The sequence below is a fragment of the Ramlibacter sp. Leaf400 genome (assembly GCF_001424545.1).
GTDB lineage: Bacteria > Pseudomonadota > Gammaproteobacteria > Burkholderiales > Burkholderiaceae_C > Ramlibacter.
Genome location: NZ_LMQL01000013.1, coordinates 288,274 through 313,566, shown reverse-complemented (window position 1 = coordinate 313,566; position 25,293 = coordinate 288,274). Strand labels below are relative to the sequence as shown.

Annotated in this window: 32 protein-coding genes; 26 read left to right on the top strand and 6 right to left on the bottom strand. The window is 70.5% G+C overall.

Annotation, left to right across the window (positions count from 1 at the left end):
* The first annotated feature begins 38 nt into the window (after positions 1-38).
* The 14 genes from ASG30_RS20050 (at position 39) to ASG30_RS19985 (ending at position 11,632) form a co-directional block, all read left to right on the top strand.
* Positions 39-2,489, top strand: coding sequence for a 3-hydroxyacyl-CoA dehydrogenase/enoyl-CoA hydratase family protein (locus tag ASG30_RS20050; protein ID WP_055901126.1), 2,451 nt, complete (start codon positions 39-41; stop codon positions 2,487-2,489).
* Positions 2,490-2,541: 52 nt separating this feature from the next.
* Positions 2,542-2,958 (top strand): endonuclease domain-containing protein, encoded by a 417-nt coding sequence (locus ASG30_RS20045; protein WP_055901123.1) that lies wholly within the window; start codon positions 2,542-2,544, stop codon positions 2,956-2,958.
* Entirely contained in the window at positions 2,955-4,160 is a 1,206-nt protein-coding gene (locus ASG30_RS20040) for an acetyl-CoA C-acyltransferase (protein ID WP_055901120.1), read from the top strand. Before ASG30_RS20045 ends, ASG30_RS20040 begins: the two co-directional genes overlap by 4 nt.
* A 73-nt stretch (positions 4,161-4,233) precedes the next feature.
* Positions 4,234-5,073, top strand: coding sequence for an acyl-CoA thioesterase (locus tag ASG30_RS20035; protein WP_055901118.1), 840 nt, complete (start codon positions 4,234-4,236; stop codon positions 5,071-5,073).
* Between the two features lie 3 nt (positions 5,074-5,076).
* The gene (locus ASG30_RS20030) at positions 5,077-5,799 is read left to right on the top strand and encodes an SDR family oxidoreductase (RefSeq protein ID WP_055901115.1); all 723 of its coding nucleotides are present in this window, start codon (positions 5,077-5,079) and stop codon (positions 5,797-5,799) included.
* Position 5,800: 1 nt separating this feature from the next.
* Positions 5,801-6,391: a 2-hydroxychromene-2-carboxylate isomerase gene (locus ASG30_RS20025; RefSeq protein ID WP_055901111.1), complete on the top strand. Its 591-nt coding sequence runs from the start codon at positions 5,801-5,803 to the stop codon at positions 6,389-6,391.
* Entirely contained in the window at positions 6,388-7,155 is a 768-nt protein-coding gene (locus ASG30_RS20020) for an enoyl-CoA hydratase (protein WP_055901109.1), read from the top strand. Before ASG30_RS20025 ends, ASG30_RS20020 begins: the two co-directional genes overlap by 4 nt.
* A gap of 19 nt (positions 7,156-7,174) precedes the next feature.
* On the top strand, positions 7,175-8,086 hold the full coding sequence (locus tag ASG30_RS20015; RefSeq protein WP_055901106.1) for a cytochrome c oxidase assembly protein: 912 nt from the start codon (positions 7,175-7,177) through the stop codon (positions 8,084-8,086).
* Positions 8,087-8,123: 37 nt separating this feature from the next.
* A complete protein-coding gene (locus tag ASG30_RS20010; RefSeq protein ID WP_055901103.1) occupies positions 8,124-8,480 on the top strand; it encodes a YciI family protein in 357 nt (118 codons plus the stop codon).
* Between the two features lie 111 nt (positions 8,481-8,591).
* A complete protein-coding gene (locus tag ASG30_RS20005) occupies positions 8,592-9,041 on the top strand; it encodes an SRPBCC family protein (protein ID WP_055901100.1) in 450 nt (149 codons plus the stop codon).
* 31 nt (positions 9,042-9,072) lie between these two features.
* Complete coding sequence (locus ASG30_RS20000) at positions 9,073-9,468, top strand: VOC family protein (protein ID WP_055901097.1); 396 nt, start codon at positions 9,073-9,075, stop codon at positions 9,466-9,468.
* 12 nt (positions 9,469-9,480) lie between these two features.
* Complete coding sequence (locus ASG30_RS19995; RefSeq protein ID WP_055901094.1) at positions 9,481-9,903, top strand: YciI family protein; 423 nt, start codon at positions 9,481-9,483, stop codon at positions 9,901-9,903.
* 21 nt (positions 9,904-9,924) lie between these two features.
* A complete protein-coding gene (locus ASG30_RS19990) occupies positions 9,925-10,338 on the top strand; it encodes a VOC family protein (protein WP_055901091.1) in 414 nt (137 codons plus the stop codon).
* 19 nt (positions 10,339-10,357) lie between these two features.
* On the top strand, positions 10,358-11,632 hold the full coding sequence (locus tag ASG30_RS19985; protein WP_055901088.1) for an RNA polymerase sigma factor: 1,275 nt from the start codon (positions 10,358-10,360) through the stop codon (positions 11,630-11,632).
* A gap of 135 nt (positions 11,633-11,767) precedes the next feature.
* Here ASG30_RS19985 and ASG30_RS19980 read toward each other — a convergent pair whose 3' ends face one another.
* The gene (locus ASG30_RS19980; RefSeq protein WP_055901085.1) at positions 11,768-12,034 is read right to left on the bottom strand and encodes an H-NS family nucleoid-associated regulatory protein; all 267 of its coding nucleotides are present in this window, start codon (positions 12,032-12,034) and stop codon (positions 11,768-11,770) included.
* 111 nt (positions 12,035-12,145) lie between these two features.
* Between ASG30_RS19980 and ASG30_RS19975 the strand changes: the two genes are divergently transcribed.
* A complete protein-coding gene (locus tag ASG30_RS19975; protein WP_055901082.1) occupies positions 12,146-12,631 on the top strand; it encodes a thioesterase family protein in 486 nt (161 codons plus the stop codon).
* A gap of 5 nt (positions 12,632-12,636) precedes the next feature.
* Complete coding sequence (aroD, locus tag ASG30_RS19970; RefSeq protein ID WP_055901079.1) at positions 12,637-13,407, top strand: type I 3-dehydroquinate dehydratase; 771 nt, start codon at positions 12,637-12,639, stop codon at positions 13,405-13,407.
* Here the strand turns inward: aroD and ASG30_RS19965 are convergent.
* Positions 13,393-14,493 carry an AI-2E family transporter gene (locus ASG30_RS19965; protein WP_055901076.1) on the bottom strand — a complete coding sequence of 367 codons (1,101 nt, stop codon included), beginning with the start codon at positions 14,491-14,493 and terminating at the stop codon, positions 13,393-13,395. The genes aroD and ASG30_RS19965 overlap by 15 nt on opposite strands.
* A 69-nt stretch (positions 14,494-14,562) precedes the next feature.
* The gene (locus ASG30_RS19960) at positions 14,563-14,994 is read right to left on the bottom strand and encodes an acyl-CoA thioesterase (RefSeq protein WP_055901073.1); all 432 of its coding nucleotides are present in this window, start codon (positions 14,992-14,994) and stop codon (positions 14,563-14,565) included.
* Between the two features lie 40 nt (positions 14,995-15,034).
* Here ASG30_RS19960 and ASG30_RS19955 point away from each other — a divergent pair, with 40 nt between their 5' ends.
* On the top strand, positions 15,035-16,876 hold the full coding sequence (locus tag ASG30_RS19955; RefSeq protein ID WP_055901070.1) for an ABCB family ABC transporter ATP-binding protein/permease: 1,842 nt from the start codon (positions 15,035-15,037) through the stop codon (positions 16,874-16,876).
* A gap of 14 nt (positions 16,877-16,890) precedes the next feature.
* On the opposite strand, the gene ASG30_RS19950 is transcribed toward ASG30_RS19955, so the two are convergent.
* Positions 16,891-17,214, bottom strand: a complete 324-nt coding sequence (locus tag ASG30_RS19950) for a hypothetical protein (RefSeq protein WP_235579847.1) — start codon at positions 17,212-17,214, stop codon at positions 16,891-16,893.
* 61 nt (positions 17,215-17,275) lie between these two features.
* Between ASG30_RS19950 and ASG30_RS19945 the strand changes: the two genes are divergently transcribed.
* Positions 17,276-17,680 carry a group II truncated hemoglobin gene (locus ASG30_RS19945; RefSeq protein ID WP_055901067.1) on the top strand — a complete coding sequence of 135 codons (405 nt, stop codon included), beginning with the start codon at positions 17,276-17,278 and terminating at the stop codon, positions 17,678-17,680.
* 58 nt (positions 17,681-17,738) lie between these two features.
* Here the strand turns inward: ASG30_RS19945 and ASG30_RS19940 are convergent, their stop codons facing one another.
* Complete coding sequence (locus tag ASG30_RS19940; RefSeq protein WP_082522214.1) at positions 17,739-18,386, bottom strand: Smr/MutS family protein; 648 nt, start codon at positions 18,384-18,386, stop codon at positions 17,739-17,741.
* Positions 18,387-18,564: 178 nt separating this feature from the next.
* On the opposite strand from ASG30_RS19940, the gene ASG30_RS19935 reads away from it, so the two are divergent.
* Entirely contained in the window at positions 18,565-18,777 is a 213-nt protein-coding gene (locus ASG30_RS19935) for a type II toxin-antitoxin system HicB family antitoxin (RefSeq protein ID WP_055901060.1), read from the top strand.
* 25 nt (positions 18,778-18,802) lie between these two features.
* Here the strand turns inward: ASG30_RS19935 and radC are convergent, their stop codons facing one another.
* The gene (gene radC, locus ASG30_RS19930) at positions 18,803-19,561 is read right to left on the bottom strand and encodes a RadC family protein (protein ID WP_082522213.1); all 759 of its coding nucleotides are present in this window, start codon (positions 19,559-19,561) and stop codon (positions 18,803-18,805) included.
* Here radC and ASG30_RS19925 point away from each other — a divergent pair.
* From ASG30_RS19925 to ASG30_RS19895, 7 genes are read left to right on the top strand one after another with little or no spacing between them, the layout of a single operon-like run.
* The gene (locus ASG30_RS19925; protein ID WP_055901057.1) at positions 19,560-20,036 is read left to right on the top strand and encodes an FKBP-type peptidyl-prolyl cis-trans isomerase; all 477 of its coding nucleotides are present in this window, start codon (positions 19,560-19,562) and stop codon (positions 20,034-20,036) included. The genes radC and ASG30_RS19925 overlap by 2 nt on opposite strands.
* A complete protein-coding gene (ispH, locus tag ASG30_RS19920; protein WP_055901053.1) occupies positions 20,033-20,971 on the top strand; it encodes a 4-hydroxy-3-methylbut-2-enyl diphosphate reductase in 939 nt (312 codons plus the stop codon). The genes ASG30_RS19925 and ispH overlap by 4 nt, the downstream gene beginning before the upstream one ends.
* A complete protein-coding gene (locus ASG30_RS19915) occupies positions 20,968-21,909 on the top strand; it encodes a threonine/serine dehydratase (RefSeq protein WP_055901050.1) in 942 nt (313 codons plus the stop codon). Before ispH ends, ASG30_RS19915 begins: the two co-directional genes overlap by 4 nt.
* A gap of 58 nt (positions 21,910-21,967) precedes the next feature.
* Positions 21,968-22,408, top strand: a complete 441-nt coding sequence (locus ASG30_RS19910; RefSeq protein WP_055901049.1) for a LexA family protein — start codon at positions 21,968-21,970, stop codon at positions 22,406-22,408.
* A gap of 17 nt (positions 22,409-22,425) precedes the next feature.
* Positions 22,426-23,727 (top strand): Y-family DNA polymerase, encoded by a 1,302-nt coding sequence (locus tag ASG30_RS19905; protein ID WP_055901046.1) that lies wholly within the window; start codon positions 22,426-22,428, stop codon positions 23,725-23,727.
* Between the two features lie 38 nt (positions 23,728-23,765).
* On the top strand, positions 23,766-24,227 hold the full coding sequence (locus tag ASG30_RS19900; RefSeq protein WP_055901043.1) for a metallophosphoesterase family protein: 462 nt from the start codon (positions 23,766-23,768) through the stop codon (positions 24,225-24,227).
* Positions 24,228-24,266: 39 nt separating this feature from the next.
* Positions 24,267-25,199, top strand: a complete 933-nt coding sequence (locus ASG30_RS19895; RefSeq protein WP_055901040.1) for a LysR family transcriptional regulator — start codon at positions 24,267-24,269, stop codon at positions 25,197-25,199.
* Positions 25,200-25,293: the final 94 nt, after the last annotated feature.

Sequence of the window (25,293 nt, the reverse complement as noted above, 5' to 3'; positions counted from 1 at the left end):
TCCCCCGGAAGGGGAGGGAGCAAGACAAGGAGAGATCGATGTACAGAGACCAGGACGACCGCTCCGCCGCGGCGGAGCAGCAGAAGTCGGCAAGCCGCTTCCGCGTGAAGAAAGTCGCCGTCCTCGGCGCCGGCGTGATGGGTGCGCAGATCGCCGCCCACCTCGTCAACGTGAAGGTGCCGGTGGTGCTGTTCGACCTTCCGGCCAAGGAAGGCCCGAAGAACGGCATCGTCACCAAGGCCGTCGAGGGCCTGAAGAAGCTCAAGCCCTCGCCGCTGGGCGTGGCGGAGGACGCCGCGCTCATCCAGGCGGCCAACTACGAGGAGCACCTGTCGCTATTGGCGGAATGCGACCTGGTGATCGAGGCCATCGCCGAGCGCATGGACTGGAAGCTGGACCTCTACAAGAAGATCGCGCCGCACATTGCGCCGCATGCGATCGTGGCGTCCAACACCTCGGGCCTGTCGATCACGAAGATGTCCGAGGCGCTGACCGAGGCGATCAAGCCGCGCTTCTGCGGCATCCACTTCTTCAACCCGCCGCGCTACATGTACCTGGTGGAGCTGATCGCCACGCCGGCGACGCGGCCCGAGATCCTGGACGACCTGGAAGCCTTCGTCACCACCGGGCTGGGCAAGGGCGTGGTGCGCGCCAAGGACACGCCCAACTTCATCGCCAACCGCGTGGGCATCGCCGGCATGCTGGCCACGATGCGCGAGGTGGAGAAGTCCGGCCTCACCTGGGACGTGGTGGACGACCTCACCGGCAAGAAGATGGGCCGCGCCTCCAGCGGCACCTTCCGCACCGCCGACGTGGTGGGCCTGGACACCATGGCTCACGTCATCAAGACGCTGCAGGACAACCTGAGCGCCGACACCGATCCCTTCTACGCCAGCTTCGCCACGCCCGAGGTGCTCAAGACGCTGCTGGAGATGGGCCACCTGGGGCAGAAGACCAAGGCCGGCTTCTACAAGAAGGTCGGCCGCGACGTGCTGCGCTTCGATCCCGCGCAGAAGGAGTACGTGCCCGGCGGCGAGAAGGCCGACGAGGTGTACGGCCGCATGTTGAAGAAGCCTGCTGCCGAGCGCCTGAAGCTGCTGCGCCACAGCGAGGGGCCGCAGGGCCGCTTCCTCTGGTCCATCCTGCGCAACGGCTTCCACTACGCCGCGGTGCACCTCGCCTCGATCGCCGACACGGCGCGCGACGTGGACCTCGCGATGCGCTGGGGCTTTGGCATGAAGCAGGGCCCGTTCGAGCTCTGGCAGGAGGCCGGCTGGGCGCAGGTGGCGCGCTGGATCCAGGAGGACATCGATGCCGGCGAGGCGCTGTCGAAGGCGCCGCTGCCCGAGTGGGTGTTCCAGGGACCGGTGGCCGAGGCCGGCGGCGTGCACACGCCCGAAGGGTCGTGGAACCCGACCACCCGGAAGTTCGAGCCGCGCCGGCTGCTGCCGGTGCACGGGCGCCAGCTGTTCCCCGAGGCGGTGCTGGGCAGCGGCGCGCAGGCGTGGGAGACCGCCGGGCGCACGCTGCACGAGGACGCGACCATCCGCCTCTGGACGCTGGACGACGAGGTGCTCATCGCCAGCCTCAAGACCAAGATGCACGCCATCAGCCCCGAGGTGTGCGAGGGCCTGCAGCAGGCGATCGAGACGGCCGAGAAGGAGTTCCAGGGCTTGGTGGTCTGGTCGGGCGACGAGCCGTTCTCGGTGGGCGCCGACCTGCAGGCCATGCTGCCCGCCTTCATGGCCGTGGGCGTGGCCGCCATCGAGGACGCCGAAGGCTTCATGCAGCAGACCATGCTGCGGCTGCGCTACGCGGCGGTGCCGGTGGTGTCGGCCATCCGCGGCATGGCGCTGGGCGGCGGCTGCGAGCTGGCGGTGCATTCCGCGCTGCGCGTGGCGGCGATGGAGAGCTACATCGGCCTGGTGGAAGTCGGCGTGGGCCTGGTGCCCGGCGCCGGCGGCCTCACGTACATCGCGCGGCGCGCCGCCGAGGCGATGGCGCAGAGCACGCACAAGGACCTGCTGCCCTTCCTGACCGAGGGCTTCACCGCGGCCGCCATGGCCAAGGTGGGCACGAGCGCGATCGAGTCGCGCAAGCTCGGCTACCTGCTGGACAGCGACGTGGTCGTGCCCAACAAGGACGAGGTGCTGTACGTCGCCATCGCCCAGGCCAAGGCGCTGGCCGACGCCGGGTGGCGCGCGCCCTCGAAGCGGCTGTTCCCGGTGGCCGGGCGGAGCGGGAAGGCGACCATCCAGGGACAGCTGGTGAACATGCGCGATGGCGGGTTCATCAGCCGGCACGACTTCCACATCGCGTCGCTGATCGCGAACGTGGTGACGGGGGGTGATGTGGATGCGGGGACGCTGGTGAGCGAGGAGTATTTGATGACGCTCGAGCGCCAGGCGTTCTGCGAGCTGGTGCAGCATCCGAAGACGCAGGAGAGGATCCTGGGGATGTTGTCGACGGGGAAGCCGTTGAGGAACTGACTGCCTTCCTCCCTCCCCCTCTGGGGGAGGGCTGGGGTGGGGGCACGCCGCCATGCAACACCAATCCACTTCTTCAGCCCAGCGCAACGCCCGCATCCTGCGGCGCGAGATGACGGACTCCGAGCGCCTGCTCTGGACCCGCCTGCGGGCTGAACAGCTGGGTGTGAAGTTCCGCCGGCAGCATCCGCTCGGGCACTACGTCGCCGACTTTGCTTGCCTCGACCCGAAGCTGGTCGTCGAACTCGACGGATCGCAACATGCCGAGCAAGTGGAGTACGACGCGCGCCGGGATGCGTTCTTCGAACAGCAGGGATTCACGGTGCTGCGCTTTCCCACGAACGCACCGATGGTGAACCTGGAAGGGGTGCTGACGGTGATCGCGGATCAGATCAATGGGCTGGGGCGTGCCCCCACCCCGACCCTCCCCCAGAGGGGGAGGGAGGAAGCCAAAGACAGGAGCCATCCATGAAACAAATCCAAGACGCCTACATCGTCGCCGCCACCCGCACCCCCATCGGGCGGTCCCACCGCGGCTATTTCCGCAACACCCGCCCGGACGACCTCCTGGCCACCGCGCTGCGGTCCGCCCTCGCGCAAGTCCCCGGCCTCGACCCGGCCAGCATCGAGGACGTGGTCTGCGGCTGCGCCATCCCCGAAGCGCAGCAGGGCCTGAATGTCGCCCGCATCGGCGCGGTGCTGGCCGGCCTGCCCAAGAGCGTCGGTGGCATCACCGTCAACCGTTTCTGCGCCTCGGGCCTGTCGGCCGTGCAGATGGCGGCCGACCGCATCCGGGTGGGCGAGGCCGACGTGATGATCGCGGCGGGCACGGAGAGCATGAGCATGGTGCCGATGATGGGCAACTCGCCCTCGCTGTCGCCCACCATCTTCGCCAACCCCGACGACATCGAGAGCTACGGCATCGCCTACGGCATGGGCCTGACCGCCGAGAAGGTCGCGCAGCAGTGGAAGGTCGGCCGCGAAGCGCAGGACCAGTTCGCCTACCAGTCGCACATGAAGGCGATCGCGGCGATGAAGGCCGGCGAGTTCGCCGACGAGATCACGCCGGTGGAAGTGGCCGAGCGTTCGGTGGACCTCGACTCCGCCGAGGTCGCGGTGCAGACCCGCACCGTCAGCCTCGACGAAGGCGCCCGCCCCGACACCACGACCGAGGGCCTCGCCAAGCTCAGGACGGTGTTCGCGGCGCGCGGCAGCGTGACGGCCGGCAACAGCTCGCAGACCTCGGACGGCGCGGGCGCGCTCATCCTGGTGAGCGAGGCCGCGCTCAAGCGCCACAACCTGCAGCCGCTGGCCCGCTTCGTCAGCTACGCCAGCCGCGGCGTGCCGCCGCACATCATGGGCATCGGCCCGGTCGAGGCCATCCCGGCCGCGCTCAAGTCCGCCGGGCTCAAACAGGACCAGCTGGACTGGATCGAACTCAACGAGGCTTTCGCCGCGCAGTCGCTGGCGGTGATGAACACGCTCGGGCTCGACCCCGCCAAGGTCAACCCGATCGGCGGCGCCATCGCGCTGGGCCATCCGCTGGGCGCGACGGGGGCTATCCGCTCCGCGACAGTGGTGCACGCGCTGCGCCGCAAGAATCTGAAGTACGGCATGGTGACCATGTGCGTCGGCATGGGCCAGGGGGCCGCCGGCATCTTCGAGCGCGTCTGACCGCGCGCAGGACCCAAGGCCACCGCAGCGTGGCCTTTTTTCTTCCCGCACGACCCGAGAGGAGGGAGCAGGCATGAAGCAGGAGACCCCGCAAACCGAAAGTGGCATCGGCCTGCATGTGCTGGACCAGGCCATCGCCCTCGAGCCGAAGGGTGAAGACCTCTGGCGCGGCCGCACGCACCCGGAGTACGCCAACTTCATCGGCCCCTACGGCGGCGTGACGGCGGCGCAACTGCTCCAGGCGGTGCTGCTGCACCCGCAGCGGCTCGGCGAGCCGGTGGCCTTCACCATCAACTTCGCGGCGGCCGTCGCGGACGGCGGGTTCGACGTGCGGGCGCGGCCCGCCCGCACCAACCGGTCGACCCAGCACTGGGTCCTGGAAATGCTGCAGGACGGCCAGGCCGTCGCCACGGGCACGGCGATGACCGCCTTGCGGCGCGAGACCTGGGGCGCGACCGAGGCCGAGGTGCCGCGAATTCCCGCGCCGCAGGACCTGCCGCGCGAGGCGGTGCGCGGCGTGGCCTGGGTGCGGCACTACGAGCGCCGCTACGCCGAAGGCAACGTGCCCGCCGAATGGAACGGGCAGGGCGGCCCCTCCAGCCGTACGCGCCTGTGGCTGCGCGACACGCCCGATCGCCCGCTGGACTTCGCGTCGCTGACGGCGATGGCGGACAACTTCTTCCCCCGCCTGTGGCTGCGCCGTGCCACCCAGGTGCCGATCGGCACCGTCAGCATGACGGTCTACTTCCATGCCGATGCCGAGCTGCTGCGGGCGACCGGCACCGACTACGTGCTCGCGCAGGCGCAGGGCCAGGGGTTCCGCAACGGCTACCTCGACCAGACCGGCCAGCTGTGGAACCGGCAGGGCGACCTGCTGGCCACCACCCACCAGCTGATGTACTTCAAGGAGTAGGCCATGCGAAAGGTCGCGCTCGTCGTCGGCGCCGGCGACGCCACCGGCGGCGCCATCGCCCGCCGCTTCGCCCGCGAGGGCTTCGCCACCTGCGCCGTGCGCCGCAGCGCCGACAAGCTGCAGCCGCTGCTGGACGAGATCCGTGCGGCCGGCGGCGTGGCGCACGGCTTCGGCACAGACGCGCGCAAGGAGGAGGAGGTCACCGCGCTGGTCGAGCGGATCGAGGCCGAGATCGGGCCCATCGAGGTGCTGGTGTTCAACATCGGCGCCAACGTGCCCAGCAGCATCCTGGAGGAGACGGCGCGCCGCTACTTCAAGGTCTGGGAGATGGCCTGCTTCGCCGGCTTCCTGAGTGCCCGCGAAGTGGCCGGGCGCATGGTGCCGCGTGGCCGCGGGACGATCCTGTTCACCGGTGCGACGGCCTCGCTGCGCGGCGGCGCCAACTTCGCGGCGTTTGCCGGCGCCAAGCACGCGCTGCGCGCGCTGGCGCAGAGCATGGCGCGCGAACTCGGGCCGCGCGGGCTGCACGTTGCCCACGTGGTGATCGACGGCGCCATCGACACGGCCTTCATCCGCGACAATTTCCCCCAGCGCTACGCGCTCAAGTCCGAGGACGGCATCCTCGATCCCGAGCACATCGCCGACCAGTACTGGATGCTGCACTGCCAGCCGCGCGACGCCTGGACCCATGAGCTCGACCTGCGACCCTGGATGGAGAAATTCTGAGATGGCCAAGGACCTGGACTTCTATTTCGACGTCGGCAGCCCCGCCGCCTACCTGGCCTGGACCCAGGTGCCGCGGCTGGCGCAGGAGACCGGCGCCAGCGTGCACTACAAGCCCATGCTGCTGGGCGGCGTGTTCCAGGCGACGGGCAACCGCTCGCCGATGGAAGTGCCGCCCAAGAGCCGCTGGATGAACGAGGACCTGGCGCGCTTCGCCCGCCGCTACGGCGTGGCGTTCCGCCACAACCCGCACTTCCCGATCAACACGCTCACGCTCATGCGCGGAGCCCTCGGCCTGCAGATGCGCGATCCAGCGCGCCTGCAACCCTACGGCGACGCGATGTTCCGCGCCATCTGGGTCGAAGGGCGCAACATGAACGATCCCGCCGCAGTCGGCGCGGCGCTGCAGCAGGCGGGGTTCGATCCGCGCGAGCTGCTGGCGCTCACCCAGGACGCGCAGGTCAAGGACCACCTCAAGGCCGTCACGCAGGCCGCGGTGGCGCGCGGCGTGTTCGGCGCCCCCACCTTCTTCGTCGGCGACCAGATGTTCTGGGGACAGGACCGGCTCGATTTCGTGAAAGAGGCATTGCAATGACACAGGACATCCTCACCCACGCCGAAGGCGGCGTGCTCACCGTCACGCTCAACCGGCTGGACCGCAAGAACTCCATCACGTCGGCCATGTACGGCGCGATGGCCGACGCGCTGCAGGCCGCCGAGGCCGACACGGCGCTGCGCGCGGTGGTGCTGCAGGGGCACGAGACCATCTTCTCGGCCGGCAACGACATCGGTGACTTCCTCAACCAGCCGCCGGCCGGCCAGGACTCGCCGGTGTTCCGCTTCCTGCGCGGCATCGCGCAGTTCCCCAAGCCGCTGATCGCGGCGGTCTGCGGTCCCGCCGTGGGCGTGGGCACGACGATGCTGTTCCACTGCGACCTGGTGTTCGCGGGCGACAACGCGGCCTTCTCGATGCCCTTCGTCAACCTGGGCCTGTGCCCGGAGGCGGCCTCCAGCCTGCTGGTGCCGCAGATGTTCGGCTACCACCGCGCCGCCGAGGCGCTGCTGCTGGGCGAGCCCTTCATGGCCGAAGCCGCGCTGGAGGCGGGCCTGGTCAACCGTGTGCTGCCGCCCACCGAAGCCAGCAACTACGCCCAGGCGCAGGCCCGCAAGCTCGCCGCCAAGCCGATCACCAGCCTGGTGGAGACCAAGCGCCTGATGAAGAAGCACCTGCAGGGCGCCGTGCTGCAGCAGATGCAGGAAGAGGGCGCCAGCTTCAGCCGCATGCTGCGCGAGCCCGCCGCGCGCGAGGCGTTCACCGCGTTCATGGAAAAGCGCCGGCCGGACTTCAGCAAGGTCTGAACGGGCGGCGGACGGGCGCATGGCCAACACGAAGGCAATGCGGTGGAGGTCTGCTCTCCTGCTCACGGGCGCGCTGGCGCCGGCCCTGGCCCGCGCGCACACGCCCGATGGTCTGTCGCCCGCGGCGTCGCTCTGGCACTGGGACGTCGAGTGGTGGGTGCTGTTCATGCTCGCGGTCTCGGCGCTGCTCTACATGCGCGGCATCTGGCGGCTCTGGGCCAGTGCCGGCTGGGGCCGCGGCATCGGCAAGCCCCCGGTCATCGCCTTCGCCGCCGGCTGGCTCACGCTGGTGCTGGCGCTCGCCACCCCGCTGGACACGCTGGGCGGCCGGCTCTTCTCGGCGCACATGGTGCAGCACGAGCTCCTGGTGGTGGTGGCCGCGCCGCTGCTGGTGCTGGGCCGCCCGCTGGCCGCGTGGACCTGGGCCTTCAACCCGGCGCACCGACGCCGCATCGGCCGCGCGGTGCAGACGCGCTGGCTGGCCAGGACCTGGGCCGCGCTCACCGATCCCATCGTGGCCTGGTGCCTGCACGCCACCCTTCTCTGGGCCTGGCACCTGCCGGTGCTGTTCTCCGCCGCGCTGGTGCACGAGGGCGTGCACGTGCTCCAGCACACCAGTTTCCTGGGCAGTGCGCTGTTCTTCTGGTGGACCGTGCTCGGCCATGACCCGCGCGTGGGCCGCGGCACCGGCATGGCGGTCGCGGCGCTGTTCACCACCATGCTGCACACGGGTGCGCTGGGCGCCCTGCTCAGCCTGGCGCAGACGCCCTGGTACCCACCCTACCTGTCGACCACGGCCGCACTCGGCCTGGACCCGGTGCAGGACCAGCAGCTCGGCGGCCTGGTGATGTGGGTGCCCTCGGGCCTGGCCTACCTGGTGGCCGCGCTGGGCCTGCTCGGCCGGATGCTGACCCGCCAGCGCGCCGGGTGAAGGACAGGGTTCGCGGCCTGCGCTACGATTTCCCGCCATGGCCTACATGCTCCTCATCGTCGAAGAACCGGGTCAGCGCGCCACCCGCACCGAAGCGCAGGGGCGGGAGGTGTTCGACCGCATGGTCCGCTGGGGCAACGGGCTCAAGCAGCGCGGCCTGCTCAAGGGCATGGAATCGCTGAGCTCGCCCGACGCGCAGGCCGCGCGCATCCAGGTGCGCTCCGGCCAGGCCCGCCTGGTGGACGGGCCCTTCGCCGAGGCCAAGGAGATGGTCGGCGGGTTCTTCCTGCTCGACTGCGACTCGCGCGAGCAGGCCGTCGCCCTGGCCCGCGAATGCCCGGCAGCCGAATGGGCCACGGTCGAGGTGCGCAAGCTCGGCCCTTGCTACACCTGAGCGGCAGGCCCTTCGGGTTTGCCCCGAGGCCGGCCGTTGTCGATTTCCCGGCCGCTCTTTCGTCGTGCTTGTGACGGGCGCGTGGGCGCCCCCGCGAGAAAGGACAGCGCCATGAAGAAGACCCTGCACTTCACGACCTCGATCGATGCACCGCGCGAGCGCGTGTGGTCCGTCATGCTCGGGCCGGGCACCTACGACCAGTGGACCGCGCCCTTCTGCGAAGGCTCGCGCTTCGAAGGCGGCTGGAACCCGGGCGACCGCATCCGATTCCTCACGCCCACCGGCGAGGGCATGGTGGCGGAGATCGCCGAGAGCCGACCGGGCGAGTTCGTCTCGATCCGCCACCTGGGCGAGATCAAGGACGGCGTCGAGGACACCACCAGCGAGAACGTTCGCGCCTGGGCGCCGGCCTACGAGAACTACACCTTCACCGCGGCCGGCGGCGAAACGCGGGTGCAGGTGGACGTGGACACCCTGCCCCACTACGAGCAGTTCATGCAGGACACCTTCCCCAAGGCGCTGGCGCGCCTGAAGGAGCTGTGCGAGGCCCGCGGGGCCTGAACATCCGAAGCCACCGACAGGAGCAATCACCATGGACCCCGTCATCCACTTCGAACTTCCCTGCGACGACCGCGAGCGGCTGGCCCGCTTCTTCGAGCGCACCTTCGGCTGGAAGCCGCAGCTGCTCGGCCCCGAGATGGGCAACTACGTGGTGGTCACCACCGCCGAGAAGGATGCGCGCCCCGATGCGATGCGAGGCGCCATCAACGGCGGCTTCTTCACGCGCACCGCGGCGATGCCGGCGCAGTTCCCCGGCATCGTCATCGGCGTGGCCGACATCCGCGCGACCATGCGCAAGGTCAGCGACAACGGCGGCCAGGTGCTGGGCGAGCCCATGGACATCCCCGGCGTGGGCGCCTACGTGGCGTTCCTGGACACCGAGGGCAACCGCTCCAGCATGCTGCAGCCGCTGGCCACGGGCCGCTGAGGAGCCAAGGCCATGCGATTCATGATCATGGTCCGCGCCAACGCGGACACCGAGGCCGGCTCGTTCCCGCCCGACGTCGACCAGCTGATGGCCGACATGGCGACCTTCTACGAGGAACTGGCCCAGGCCGGCGCGCTGCTGGACGCCAACGGCCTGCAGCCTTCCAGCCAGGGCTTTCGCATCCAGTGGGACGGCGGCCGCCAGAAGGTGATCGACGGGCCCTATGCCGAGAGCAAGGAGCTGATCGCCGGCTACACCCTGATCCAGGTGCGCAGCCGCGAGGAGGCGCTGGAGTGGGCGCGGCGCTTCCCCAACCCCATGGGCGAAGGCCGGCGCGGCGAGATCGAGGTGCGCCCGCTGTACGAGATGGAGCACTTCGAGCAGAAAGGCATCCACGGCGCCGAGCGTTTCCGCAAGCTCGGCACGCTGGAATAGAGCGAACAGGAGAAAAGAAAAATGGCCCGCAAGATCTTCGTCAACCTGCCCATCCGCGACATGGAGCGCTCCAAGGCGTTCTTCGGCGCGCTCGGCTTTTCGTTCAACCCGCAGTTCACCAACGAGCAGGGCGCCTGCATGGTGATCAGCGAGGGCATCTTCGCCATGCTGCTGGTGGAGCCGTTCTTCCAGACGTTCACCAAGAAGCCGATCGCCGACGCGCGCAAGAGCACCGAGGTGCTGGTGTGCCTGTCGTGCGAGAGCCGGGCCGAGGTGGACGAGCTGGTGAAGAAGGCCCTGGCCGCCGGCGGCGCCGCGCCCAATGCGCCACAGGACCACGGCTTCATGTACGGCCACGGCTTCGAGGACCCGGACGGCCACGTGTGGGAGCTGGTGTGGATGGACCCCTCGGCCACTCCGGCGCAGCAGGGCTGAGCGCGCGGCACCGCACGCCATGCATTCCCAGGTCCACCAGGCGATCGCCGCCGTCTGGCGAATCGACTCGGCCAAGGTGGTGGCCGTGGTCGCTCGCATGGTGCGCGACGTCGCCGTGGCCGAGGAGCTGGCGCAGGAGGCGCTGGTCTCCGCGCTGGAGCGCTGGCCGTGCGACGGCCTGCCCGACAAGCCCGGCGCCTGGCTCATGGCCGCGGCCAGGAACCGCGCACTGGACCACCTGCGCCACCAGCAGATGCAGCAGCGCAAGCACGAGGAGCTGGGCCGCGACCTCGAGGCGCAGGAGGCGCTGATCGTGCCGGACTTCACCGACGCGCTGGACGAGGCGCGCCAGGACGAGATCGGCGACGACCTGCTGCGCCTGATGTTCACCGCCTGCCACCCGGTGCTGCCCACCGAGGCGCGGGTGGCGCTCACGCTCAAGCTGCTGGGCGGGCTGACCACGCACGAGATCGCGCGCGCCTTCCTGGTGCCCGAGCCCACCGTGGCCCAGCGCATCGTGCGTGCCAAGCAGAAGCTGCGCGACGCGCAGGTGCCCTTCGAGGCGCCGCGCGGCACCGAGCTGCAGCAGCGGCTGGCCTCGGTGCTGGAGGTGGTCTACCTGGTGTTCAACGAGGGCTACACCGCCACCGCCGGCGACGACTGGATGCGTCCGGCGCTGGCCGACGAGGCGCTGCGCCTGGGCCGGATGCTGGCCGGGCTGGCGCCGGCCGAGCCCGAGGCGCAGGGCCTGGCCGCGCTGATGGAGCTGCAGGCCTCGCGCATGAAGTCGCGCACGGACGCGCAGGGCCGGCCCATCCTGCTGGCCGACCAGGACCGCGGCCGCTGGGACCGCCTGCTGATCCGCCGCGGGCTGGCCGCGCTGGCGCGGGCGGAAGCGCTGTCGCCCCAACGGGGGCCGTACACGCTGCAGGCGGCCATCGCGGCCTGCCACGCACGGGCGCCGACGGCGGCGGCCACGGATTGGCAGCGCATCGCGTCGCTCTACGGCGAGCTGGCGCAGGTGGCGCCTTCGCCGGTGGTGGAACTCAACCGCGCGGTGGCGGTGGGCATGGCCGAAGGCCCGGCCAAGGGACTGGCCATCGTCGAGCTGCTGCTGCAGGACAAGTCGCTGCGCCAGTACCACTGGCTGCCGAGCGTGCAGGGCGATTTGCTGGAGAAGCTGGGGCGCACGGGCGAGGCGCGGGAGGCGTTCCTTCGCGCGGCGGAGCTGGCGGGGAATGCGCGGGAGAAGGCCTTGCTGATGGCGCGGGCGGCGGGGGCTCGACAGCCGTGATCCGCGCGCCCGCCGTCGTCCCCGCCCCCACCGTCATCCCCGCGGAGGCGGGGATCCAGTGCTTCCCCGTCCGCAGACGAGGGCGGGAGCCCTGGATTCCCGCCTTCGCGGGAATGACGGCCCGTTAACTCCAGCTCAGCGCTTCACGGGTCCTGCCAACGGCCTCTCCGTATAGCGCGACTTGCGCTTCTTCTTCTTGGCGGGCGCCGGCGCCGGAGGTGCCGGGCTCGCGGCCTTGTCGACCTTCTTGCTGAACCCCAGGTCCTCCTCGGTCAACCCGTAGAACGCAATGGCGTCCTTGATCCTCGCGATGACGACCTCGATCTCCTTGCGGCGCACCTCCTCGGCCTGTTTCTTGAGCATCTCGATCTCGTCCAGCATCTGGCTGTAGGTCTTCTTCACGGGTCGTCCTTTCCACCGGCGCCGCCGGGCCGCTGCGGCAGTATGGCCCGGCCGCGCCGCCGGCCGCGTCGGACGGCTTCCACGGTCGAGTCCATGCGGGACAATCGGGCGATGACACGCAACCCCACGCCCGAGCCGGTGGCGTTCGAGCCCGAGTTCGTGGACGGACTCAAGGCCATCTTCGAGGACCGGATCACCTTCAACCGCGTGCTGGGCCTGACGATCACGCAGCTCCACCCCGAGCGGGTGGAAGGGCGCATCACGATGAAGAAGGACCTGGTCGGCCACTTCCTGCACGAGCGCATGCACGGCGGCGCCATGGCGGCCGGCCTGGATGCGATGGGCGGCCTGGCCTGCATGGCGGCCATCGGCGCGCGCCACATGGACGAGCCGCCGCTGGCGCGCCTGCACCGCTTCTCCAAGCTGGGCACGATCGACCTGCGCATCGACTACCTGCGCCCTGCGGTGGGCGAGCATTTCGAGCTGCGCGCCGAGGTGCTCCGGCTGGGCTCGCGGGTGGCGTCGACCCGGATGGAATTTCTCGGCGCCGATGGCAAGCTGCTGTGCACCGGCGCCGCCGCCTACATCGTCTCCTGATCCCCATGAAGCCGATCACCGTCAAGGGCCAGCCGCTGGCCGAAGGCCGCCTGCCGGCCCTGTGCATCCCGCTGGTGGCGCGCACCGCCGACGCGCTTCGGGCCGAGGCCGCAGCGGCCGCGAGCCTGTCGCCCGACCTCATCGAGTGGCGCGTGGACTTCTTCGAGGGCCTGGCCCGCACGCAGGACGTGGTCGCCCTGGCCGCCGAAATCCGTCGAACCACGGGCGTGCCGCTGCTCTTCACGCGCCGGTCGTCGCGGGAGGGCGGGCAGCCGATCGCACTGACCGAGCCGCAGGTGGTGGACCTCTACAAGGCGGTGTGCGAAGCGCAGGCCGCCGACATCGTCGACTGGGAGATGGCCGCGCAACGCGACCACGTCGAGGCGTTGCGCGACGCGGCCCGGGCGGCCGGCGTGACGCTGCTGCTCTCGTTCCACGACTTCGGCGGCACGCCCGCGTTGCCGCAGCTCCTGGAGCGGTTCCGCCAGGCCCAGGCGCTGGGCGGCGACGTCGGCAAGCTGGCCGTCATGCCGAAGACGCGCGCCGACGTGCTCGCGCTGCTGCAGGCCACGCTGCAGGCGTCCGAGGAGCTGGCGATCCCGGTGGCGGGGATGTCCATGGGGGCGCTCGGCGCCGTCACGCGCCTGTGCGGCGGCGAGTTCGGCTCGGCGCTGACCTTCGCGGTGGGCCAGGCGGCCTCGGCGCCGGGACAGATGCCGGTCGACGACCTGCGGCAGGCGCTGGCGGTGCTGCGGCGCGGGTCAGCCGCCGGATGAGTCCGGTTCTTCGTTGCGCACCTCGGTCAGCAGGTTCCAGCTGACCAGGAACATGGCCGCGATCACCGGCCCGATGACAAAGCCGTTCAGGCCGAACAGGCTGATGCCGCCCACCGTGGCCACCAGGATCAGGTAGTCGGGCATGCGCGTGTCGCGGCCCACCAGGATGGGCCGCAGCACGTTGTCGACCAGCCCGATCACCAGCACGCCCCAGACCGTCAGGCCCACCCCGGACAGCACCTCGCCGGTGAACAGCAGGTACAGGGCCACCGGCCCCCAGACCAGCGCCGCGCCCACGGCCGGCAGCAGCGACAGAAGCGCCATCAGCGCGCCCCACAGCATCGGGCCGGGGATGGCCAGGTACCAGAAGGCGACCGCGCCCAGCGCGCCCTGGATCAGCGCCACCACCACGTTGCCCTTGACCGTGGCCCGCACCACGGCGACGAACTGCGACAGCATCTTGCGCGTCTGCTCCGGGCGCAGCGGCACGGCGCGCTCGATGCGGGCGGTGAGCGTGGTGCCGTCGCGCAGCAGGAAGAACAGCACGTACAGCATGATGAAGAAGGACACGACGAAATCGAGCGTGACCTGGCCCAGCCCCACCAGTCCGCTGGTGATGGCCTGGCCGCTGCGCTGGATGATCTCGCCCGCGCGCTGCAGCAGCGCCGGGATGTCCGACAGGCCGAAGCGCTGCAGGATGCCCTGGGCCCAGACCGGCAGCGCGTCCATCACCCGCTGCAGCGACTGGCCCGGCTGCATCTCGCCGCTCTTGATCTTCTGGTAGACCACCGAGGCCTGCTCCACCACCGAAGCGCTCACCAGCGACAGCGGCAGGATGACGATCACCACAATGGTCAACAGGGTGAGGAAGGCCGCGACCGACGGCCGCCGGCTCGCGCGGCGCCGCACGCGCTGGTGCATGGGCCAGAACACGATGGCCAGGAACAGCGCCCACAGCACCGCGCCGGTGAGCGGCCACAGCACCATCAGGAAGGCGGCGGAGAACCCGACCACCAGCCACAGCAGCGTCTTGTGCTCCAGCGCCGGGGAGCGGAGCGGGTCGGGCGGCTGCTGCGGGTCGATCATGCGGCTGAGATTAGCACCCGATGTGCCGCGGCGTTGTCGGCGGGCCGCCCGACCCCGTGTCTGCGGCCGTCAACCCTGCCGGGGGATGGGCCGCGGCTTGCCGGTGTCGTCGATGGCCACGTAGGTGAGCGAGGCCTCGGTGACCTTGACGAACTGGCCCTGGGCGCCGAAGCGCTCGGCGTAGACCTCGACCTGCACCGAGATCGAGGTGCGGCCGATGCGCGTCACGTTCGCATAGAAGGACAGGATGTCGCCCACGCGCACGGGCTGCTTGAAGATGAACTCGTTGACCGCCACCGTGGCCATGCGGCCCTGCACGTGGCGGGCCGGGATGACGGCGCCGGCCAGGTCGACCTGGGCCATGACCCAGCCGCCGAAGATGTCGCCGTTGCCGTTGGTGTCGGCCGGCATCGGGATGACCTTGAGGACCAGCTCCTTGTCGCTGGGGGGCGTGGCGCGGCCAAGGGAAGGCACCTGGGCGGCGCCGGGATTCGGGGACATGGGCACAATCTCTCCTCGCAAACCGTCTGGATTGTCCCCGATGCGCCGCTCCGGCGAAGCCGCCTCCTCTTCCTACGTCCCCTCCGCCGCGCCGTCGGCCGCCCCGCAGAAGGGCGCCGACTGGGCCACCCTCAAGCGCCTGCTGCCCTACCTGTGGGACTACAAGTGGCGCGTGGTCGCCGCGCTGGCCTTCATGGTGGGGGCCAAGATGGCCAACGTGGGCGTGCCGGTGCTGCTCAAGCACCTGGTGGACGCCATGAGCTTCAGGCCGGGCGATCCGTCCGCGGTGCTGGTCGTGCCCATCGGGCTGCTGGGCGCCTATGGCCTGCTGCGGCTGTCGACCTCGCTCTTCACCGAGCTGCGCGAACTGGTCTTTGCCAAGGCCACGCAGGGCGCGGCGCGCAGCATCGCCCTGCAGACCTTCGAGCACCTGCATTCGCTGTCGTTGCGCTTCCACCTGGAACGCCAGACCGGCGGCATGACGCGCGACATCGAGCGCGGCGTGCGCGGCATCGAGTCGCTGATCTCCTATTCGCTCTACAGCATCGTGCCCACCCTCATCGAGGTGGCGCTGGTGCTGGGCATCCTGGCCGTGCGCTTCGACGCGTGGTTCGCCTGGATCACGCTGGCCGCGCTGGCGGTCTACATCGTCTTCACCGTCAGCGTGACCGAGTGGCGCACCAAGTTCCGGCGCGAGGCCAACGAGTTCGATTCGGCCGCGCACACCAAGGCGATCGACTCGCTGCTCAACTACGAGACGGTCAAGTACTTCAACAACGAGGGCTTCGAGGCCCGCCGCTACGACGACAGCCTGGAGCGCCTGCGCCGGGCGCGCCTGAAGTCGCAGACCACGCTGTCCATGCTCAACACGGGGCAGCAGCTGGTCATCGCCATCGGCCTGGTGGCCATGCTGTGGCGCGCCACGCAGGGCGTGGTGGAAGGCCGCATGACGCTGGGCGACCTGGTGATGATCAACGCCTTCATGATCCAGCTGTACATCCCGCTGAACTTCCTGGGCGTGCTGTACCGCGAGATCAAGCAGAGCCTGACGGACCTGGACAAGATGTTCACGCTGATGGAGCGCGAGCGCGAGGTGGCCGACAAGCCCGGCGCGCTGGCGCTGTCGATGGGCCCGGGCGAGGCGACGGTGCGCTTCGAGAACGTCACCTTCGGCTACGAGCCGGCGCGCGTGATCCTGCACGACGTGAGCTTCGAGATCCCGGCCGGCAAGACGGTGGCGGTGGTGGGGCCTTCGGGCTCGGGCAAGTCCACGCTGGCGCGGCTGCTGTACCGCTTCTACGACGTGCAGCAGGGCCGCATCCGCATCGCGGGCCAGGACATCCGCGAGGTCACCCAGGCCAGCGTGCGCCGCGCCATCGGCATCGTGCCGCAGGACACGGTGCTGTTCAACGACACGGTGGAATACAACATCGCCTACGGCCGGCCGGGCGCCAGCCGGGCCGACGTGGAGGAGGCCGCCCGGGCCGCGCGCATCCACGGCTTCATCGAGAGCACGCCGCGCGGCTACCAGACCATGGTGGGCGAGCGCGGGCTCAAGCTGTCCGGCGGCGAGAAGCAGCGCGTGGCGATCGCGCGCACGTTGCTGAAGGATCCGCCGGTGCTGATCTTCGACGAGGCCACCTCGGCGCTCGACTCCGCCAACGAGCGTGCCATCCAGGCCGAGCTCAAGAGCGCGGCGCAGAACAAGACCACGCTGCTGATCGCGCACCGGCTGTCCACCGTGATCGACGCGCACGAGATCCTGGTGATGGACGCCGGCCACATCATCGAGCGCGGCACGCACCAGCAGCTGCTGGCGCGCGCCGGCCGCTATGCGCAGATGTGGCAGCTGCAGCAGCAGAGCGGGGAAGAGGGCGCGTAGGCGCCCTTCCCTTTCTAGCTGCCGGCGGTGTCCTTGCGCGCGGCCGCGGCGAGGGCGGCGCGCGCCGCCTGTTCGGCCCGCACGGCTGCTTCGAGCGGCGAGCGGCACAGGCCGGCATGCTCGTAGTTCAGGTTCTCGTACAGCTGGGCCAGCTCGGGCGTGTCGGACAGCAGCACCTCGAGCGCCGCGTCGCGCGGGTGCTCCCGCAGGGCCGCGGTGACGTGAGCGATCAGGGACCGGTACTGGTCCGCGTCGAGCGGCACGCTGCTGCGCTCCATCTTGCGGAGCACCTGCACCAGCGTGACCAGGTTGCGGTGGGTGGTCAGCGGGGTGTTCATGCAGGGTAGCTGGGGTCCGGCCGCCGGCTTGCAAGGGCCCGGCTGCGACAATCCCGACCCTATGCAGATTCAGGACAAGCCCCCGCACGAGACGCCTTTCGAGTGGATCGGCGGCGAGGAAAAAGTTCGCGCCCTGGTGGACCGGTTCTACGACCTGATGGACCTGGAGCCCGGGTATGCCGCCCTGCGCGCGGCCCACGGCAACACGCTGGAGAACGCCCGCCAGCGGCTGTTCTGGTTCCTGTGCGGCTGGCTCGGCGGCCCGCAGCACTACACCGACCGCTTCGGCCATCCGCGCCTGCGCATGCGGCACATGCCCTTTTCCATCGGTATCCGCGAGCGCGACCAGTGGCTGGCCTGCATGGACCAGGCCATGGGCGACGTCGGCATCGACGAGAAGCTGCGCGTGCGGCTGCGCGACTCGTTCTTCCAGACCGCGGACTGGATGCGCAACGTCGGCGCCTGAGGCGCGCCCGCCACGGGGCGCGTGCGGAGGGCTTGCGGGGCAGCTCAGCCGCCCGCCGTCAGCTGCCCGGGCCCAGCGGCTTGAGCAGCACCACCAGCGCGCCGGCCCCGCCCTCGTCGCCGCGCGCCTGCACGAAGGCCAGCACTTCCTGCTTCTGCACCAGCCAGCCCTGCACCTTGGCCTTGAGGACCGGTGTGCGCCCGGGCGAGCCCAGGCCCTTGCCGTGGACCACGCGCACGCAGCGCACGCCCTGCCGGTGGGCTTCGCGCAGGAAGGCGGCCAGCGCCTCGCGGGCGTCCTCCCGGCGCAGGCCGTGCAGGTCGATCTCGCGCTGGATGCTCCAGTGGCCCTTGCGCAGCTTGCGCGTCACGTCCAGGCCGACGCCGGGGCGGCGGAAGCTGAGCGCATCGTCCACGTCCAGCAGGGTGGTGGCGTCGAACTCGTCGCTGATCGATTCGAGCAGCACGCGCTGTTCGTCCAGCTGCTGCTGCACCGCGATCGGCGGCGGCGGATCGCCCGCCAGCCGCACGCGCGGCGCGTGCCGCAGCGGCTGCACCTGGCCGGCCGCGCGCGCGAACAGGTTGCGATCCGCGTCTGCCTTCAGCTGCGCCAGCCGGCGCTGCTCCTGCTGCTGCGCGGCGAGCTTCTGCTGCTCGGCCAGCTTGCGCTGGATCTGCTGGAGGTCCTGGAGGGATTTGGCTTTCACGACGCGGGTGCGGGGGGCGAACGGCCCCGGGGGCAGGGCACTCGGAGAGGTCGATTAAACACCAGCAGGAATCACTACGGCCGGCGCTGCCATCGACAGAAGGTCAGGGGCCCAAAGAAAAGTTTTCTGCGAAGCTCCTGCGCTCTCAAGCACGCCGGTCTGAAGAACGGAGGTTCCGATGCAGTATCTCGTCGTCATTGAGCAGGGCCCATCGAGCTTCGGCGCCTACGTGCCGGACCTCCCGGGCTGCGTGGCAACGGCCGAGACCCGCGAGGAAGTGACGAGGCTGATCCACGAAGCCCTCGAATTTCATCTCGAGGACATGAAGGAAGGTGGCCTGCCGATCCCGGAGCCTCATTCCTTCGGTGAGTTCATCGAAGTGCGCGTCTAGCCGGCGACCGGCCACTGGCCGCCGCTCACAGCAGCCCCCGCTGCGCCATCGACAGCGCCTCTCCCGGCGCCACGATGACGTGGTCCAGGACCCGCACGTCCACCAGCCCCAGCGCCGATTTCAGGGTCTGCGTCAGCGCCTCGTCGGCGCGCGAGGGCTGCACCGTTCCGCTGGGGTGGTTGTGCGCCAGGACCACCGAGGCGGCCTCCAGCTTGAGCGCGCGCACCACCACCTCGCGCGGGTAGACCGACGTCTGCGTGAGGGTGCCGCGGAACATCACCTCCATCTGGATCAGCCGGTTCTGCGCGTCCAGGAACATGACGGCGAACAGCTCGTGCGCCTGCCGCGCCAGGTGCAGCTGCACGTAGTGCATGACCGCATCGGGCGAGCTGAACACCTCGCGCGAGCGCAACTGCTGGGCCATGGCACGGCGGGCCAGTTCCAGCACGGCCAGCAGCTCGGCGCGCTTGGCCGGGCCGCCCAGGCCCTTGATGCGCTTGAGCTCTTCGGCACCCGCGTGCAGCAGGCCGGCGAGGCCGCCGAAGCCGTCGACCAGCTCCTGGGCCAGCGCGAACACGCCCTTGCCGGCCATGCCGGTGCGCAGCAGCAGGGCCAGCAGCTCGGTGTCGGACAGGGCGGCGGGGCCGCGGGTGAGCAGCTTTTCACGCGGCCGGGCATCCAGGGGCAGCCCCAGCAGGGTGCCGGCTGAGCCGGCCCTCGGCCCTTGCGGCGGCCGGGGCGGGGCCGCCGCCCTAAAATCCTGCCCCTTGGCTACCGAACTCATGTCTTCCTCTCCGCCCCGCGTTCAGCCGGGCTCCTTCCTGACCTTGCACTACCGCCTGGCCGGGCCCGGCGGCGACATCATCAACACCTTCCAGGACAAGCCCGCGACTTTGACACTGGGCACCGGCGAACTCTCGCCGGCCGTCGAGCAGCGTCTCCTCGGGTTGGAGGAGGGCGCCCGCGCGACCTTCCAGATCCCGGCCGGCGAAGCTTTCGGCGACCGCAACCCGGAGATGGTCCAGTGGGTCGCGCGCAAGTTGCTGCGCGAGCTGGGCGACCCGGACGAGCGGTACCACGTCGGCGACGTGGTGCAGTTCCCCACGCCCGACGGCATGGGCAGCTACGCCGGCGCGGTGCAGCAGGTGGGCCACGACGGCGATGGCGACGGCGTGGCCGACGCAGTGCTGTTCGACTTCAACCACCCCCTGGCGGGCCAGCCCGTGACCTTCGAGGTCCAGTTGATCGGAGTGCTGTGAGCGAATCGACCAAGCAGATCGTCCTGGCCGAGCCGCGCGGCTTTTGCGCCGGCGTGGACCGCGCCATCGAGATCGTCGAGCGGGCGCTGGCCAAGTTCGGCGCGCCCATCTACGTGCGCCACGAGATCGTGCACAACACGTACGTGGTAAACGACCTCAAGGCCAAGGGCGCCATCTTCATCGAGGACCTGGCCGAGGTGCCGCCGGGGTCCACCCTGGTGTTCTCCGCCCACGGCGTGAGCAAGGCGGTGCAGGAGGAGGCGCGGCAGCGCGGCTTCGACGTGTTCGACGCCACCTGCCCGCTGGTGACCAAGGTGCACGTGGAAGTGGCCAAGCTCGCGCGCGAGGGCTTCGAGTTCATCATGATCGGCCACAAGGGCCACCCCGAGGTGGAAGGCACGATGGGCCAGCTGGACCACGGCATCCACCTGGTCGAGGACGTGGCCGACGTGGCGATGGTGCAGCCCGGGCAGACCGACAAGCTGGCCGTCGTGACGCAGACCACGCTGTCGGTGGACGATGCCGCCGAGATCAAGGAAGCGGTGCGCCGGCGCTTCCCCAAGATCCAGGAACCCAAGCAGCAGGACATCTGCTACGCCACCCAGAACCGCCAGGACGCGGTGAAGGTGCTGTCGCGCCAGGTGGACGTGGTGATCGTGGTGGGCAGCCCCACCAGCAGCAACAGCAACCGGCTGGCGGAGCTGGCGCGCAAGCTGGGCGTGCCTGCTTACATGGTCGACAACGCCGACGAACTCCAGCCGCAGTGGCTGGAAGGCGCCACGCGCGTGGGCCTCACGGCCGGCGCTTCGGCCCCCGAGCTGCTGGTCGAGCAGGTCGTCGACCGCGTCAAGTCCCTGGGCGCCGTCGCGGTGCAGAAGATGGACGGCGTGCAGGAGACCATGAAGTTCCCGCTGCCCAAGGGACTGAAGCTTTGAACCGGGGCGACATCGCCCGCGCCGCGGAGGTGTTCCGCGAGCGCTTTCCCCATTTCATCCGCCGCACGCCCCTGTGGAAGCTGCCCGGCAGCGCGCTGGGCGTCGACTGCCGCGAGGTCTGGCTCAAGCTCGAGCACCTGCAGACGGGCGGCAGCTTCAAGGCGCGCGGCATGCTGTACCGGCTGCTGTCCAACCCGATTCCCGAGAGCGGCGTGATCGTGGCCTCGGGCGGCAATGCCGGGATCGCCACCGCGGCCGCGGCGCGCGAACTCGGCGTCCACTGCGAGGTTTTCGTCCCCACCGTCAGCAGCCCGGCCAAGCAGGCCAGGCTGCGCGAACTGGGCGCGCAGGTGGTGGTGACCGGCTCGGTGTACGCCGAAGCCCTGGAGGCCTGCCTGGCGCGCCAGCAGCAGACCGGCGCGCTGCTCACCCATGCCTACGACCAGCCCGAGGTGGTCACCGGCGCCGGCACCCTGGCCTGCGAGATCGAGGAGCAGGGCGGCGCCGTGCCCGACGCGGTGCTGGTGAGCGTCGGCGGTGGCGGGCTGATCGGCGGGGTCGCCGCCTGGTTCGAGCAGCGCAGCCGCGTGGTGGCGCTGGAGCCGGAACTTGCGCCCACCCTTTACCGCGCCCGCGAAGCGGGGGCGCCGGTGGACGTCGCGGTCAGCGGCATCGCTGCGGATTCGCTGGGCGCCAAACGCATCGGTGCGCTGTCCTGGGCGATCACGCAACGCTTCGTGCCGCAGGCCCTGCTGCTGCCCGACGACGCGATCCGCCAGGCCCAGCTGGGGCTGTGGAAGGAAATGAAGCTGGCGGTGGAGCCGGCGGCCGCGCTGCCGCTCGCGGCGCTGCAGTCCGGGCTGTACCGGCCGGCGAAGGACGAGACGGTGGCGCTCATCGTCTGCGGCGCCAACCTCGACCCGGCGACCCTGGGATAGCCGGGTCGGCTGCGCGGCAGCCCTTGTCCGGCCTGACTTCCGCCAGTACACTGGATGCGTGAACAGTAGTAGCGCTCACGCCCCCTGGCCTTTCGTTGCGGGCCCGCCGCTTCCCCTGCCGCTGGTGCCCGGCACCGTGCGCGCCGGCTTTCCATCGCCGGCCGACGACTTCGCCGCCAAGCGGCACGACCTCAACGACCTGCTGATCACCCATCCCACCGCCACCTTCTTCTGGCGGGTGCGCGGCACGTCCATGCTGGGGGCGGGCATCGCCGACGGCGACATCCTGGTGGTCAACCGCGCGCTGGCGCCCCGGCACGGCGACATCGTGGTCGCCGAGGTCGACAACGACTTCACCGTGAAGTACCTGTTCCGGCGCAACGGCCGCGTGAAGCTGCAGGCGGCCGATCCGACCTTCCCGGACATCACCTTCGAAGGCGAGGGCTCGCGCCTGACCGTGGTGGGCGTGGTCACCAGCACCATCAAGCGCTTCCGCTGACCGCCTGGGAACCGCGGATGTACGCGCTGGTCGACGGCCACAACTTCTACGTGAGCTGCGAGCGGGTGTTCCGCCCCAGCCTGCGCGGGCGGCCGGTGATCGTCCTGTCCAACAACGACGGCTGCGCGATCGCGCGCAGCAACGAGGCCAAGGCGCTGGGCATCGCGATGGCCGAGCCCTGGCACCTGATCCGCGCGCGCTTGCCCGACGCGGGCGTGGTGGCCCTGTCGGCCAACTTCACGCTGTACGGCGACATGAGCGACCGCCTGATGGCGATCGCCGCGCGGCTCGGCCCGGGGCAGGAGGTCTATTCCATCGACGAATGCTTCGTGGACCTGGCCGGCGTCGGGGGCGACCGGGTGGCCCGCGCCCACGCGATGCGGCACCGCTGCGAGCAGTGGATCGGCATCCCCTGCGGCATCGGCATCGCGCGCACCAAGACGCTGGCCAAGCTGGCCAACCACATCGCCAAGGAAGCGATGCGCCGGCCGGGCGAGCCCTACCCGCCGGAGCTGGCCGAGGTCTGCGATCTCGCCTTGCTGCCGGCGTCCGACCTCGATGCGCTCCTGGCCGCGACCGCCGTGCGAGAGGTATGGGGCATCGGGCCGCGGCTGTCGGCGCAGCTGCAGGCGGACGGCGTGGACACCGTGCTGGACCTGGTGCGGCTGGACCCGGCCGCGGTGCGCCGCCGCTGGAGCGTGGTGGTCGAGCGCACGGTGCGCGAGTTGCAGGGCCAGCCCTGCATCGGTTTCGAGGACGCCCCGGCGCCCCGCAAGGAGGTGTCCTGCACGCGCGCCTTCGGCGATGCGGTGGGCACGCTGGCGCCACTGGTGGAGGCGGTGAGCGAGTACGCCAGCCGCGCCGCGTACAAGCTGCGCGAGGACGGCAGCCACGCCTCGCAGGTGCTGACCTTCATCCACACCAATCCCTTCCGCAAGGGGGAGCGGCAGTACTCGCGCTCGGCCACCCTGCCGCTGCGGCGCCCGACCGCGGACACCGCGCCCATCGTGCAGGCGGCCCTGCGCGGGCTGAACGAAGTCTTCCGGCCCGGCTACCGCATCCACAAGGCCGGCGTGATCCTGATGGACCTGCAGGACGCGCGCGTGCAGCAGGGCGAACTCTCGCTGGAGGCCGAAGCCGATCCGCGCACCGGCCGGCTGGCCGCGGCGATGGACCGCATCAACGACCGCTACGGCCGCGGCACCCTGCACCCGGCCAGCGCCGGCCTGGGCGGCGACCGCAGGAGCTGGACCATGAAGCAGCAGTGGCGCACGCCCCAGTACACGACCGACTGGGCGCACCTGCCGGTGGCCGCCTGAGGCTTGCGCGCCGCTGCACTGCCGCACAATCGCGGGCGATGAAGCGCGTGGGCCTGATCTCCGATACGCACGGCCTGGTTCGCCAGTCGGTGCTGGACTACCTGCGCGGCAGCGACCTGATCCTGCACGCCGGCGACATCCTCGAAGGCGAGATCCTGCAGCAGCTGGCGCAGATCGCGCCGGTGACCGCGGTGCGCGGCAACAACGACTGGGGCCCGTGGGCCGATCGGCTCGACGAAACCGAGCTGCTCGCCGTGGAAGGCGTCGCCATCTTCCTGGTGCACGACCTCTCGCACCTGCCGCGGCATGCCAGGGCGCGCGCGGCGCGCGTGGTGGTGACGGGCCACTCGCACAAGCCGCTGGTGCAGGAGCGCGACGGCGTGCTGTTCGTCAATCCGGGCAGCGCGGGGCCGCGCCGCTTCAAGCTGCCGATCTCCGCCGGGGAACTTCGCATCGACGGCGGGCAGGTCAGCGCCAGCATCACCGAGTTTGCGGCCTGACGGGCCGCTGCTCTGGACTGCCGCGACAATCGCCCTTCTATGGAAACCAAGTGGCTGGAAGATTTCGTGAGCCTGGCCGAGACGCGCAGCTTCAGCCGCTCCGCGCAGCTGCGCCACGTCACCCAGCCGGCCTTCTCGCGCCGCATCCAGGCGCTGGAGGCCTGGGCCGGCACCGACCTGGTGGACCGCAGCTCCTACCCGACCCGGCTCACGCCGGCCGGCGAGACGCTCTACACCCAGTCGCTGGAGATGCTGCAGGCGCTGCAAAGCACGCGCGCCATGCTGCGCGGCCACTCGGCGGCGGGCCAGGACGTGATCGAGTTCGCCGTGCCGCACACGCTGGCCTTCACCTTCTTCCCGGCCTGGGTGTCCAGCCTGCGCGAGGGCTTCGGGCCCATCAAGAGCCGGCTGATCGCACTGAACGTGCATGACGCGGTGATGCGCCTGGTGGAAGGCGGCTGCGACCTCTTGATCGCCTACCACCACGCCTCGCAGCCGCTGCAGCTGGACCCGGTGCGCTACGAGATGGTGACGCTGGGCCAGGAAGTGCTGGCGCCGTACTGCAAGCCGGATGCGGACGGCGAGCCGATGTTCCGGCTGCCGGGCCGCCCGGTGCAGCCCCTGCCTTACCTCGGCTACGCGCCCGGCGCCTACCTGGGGCGGGTGACCGACCTCATCCTCAAGCAATCGCCCACCGCCATCCATCTCGACCGCGTCTACGAGACCGACATGGCCGAGGGCCTGAAGGTGATGGCGCTGGAAGGGCACGGCGTCGCCTTCCTGCCGCACAGCGCGGTGAAGAAGGAGCTCAAGTCGCGCCGGCTGGTGCCCGCCGCGCCCCCCGGCATGGCCGGGCTGGAGCTGGCGATGGACATCCGCGCCTACCGCGAGAAGCCCTCCGGCCGCGAAGCGCCCAAGCGCAACGCCCAGGCGCTCTGGGCCTTCCTGGCCGGTCACGCCGCGCCCGCCTGATGGGCTCGCGCGCGGCTTCCCGCGCGGGTCATTAACGTTTTGCATAACGCCGCGCCCAAACGGCATTGGCGGCCGCGGTGACGGCTGACTAAAG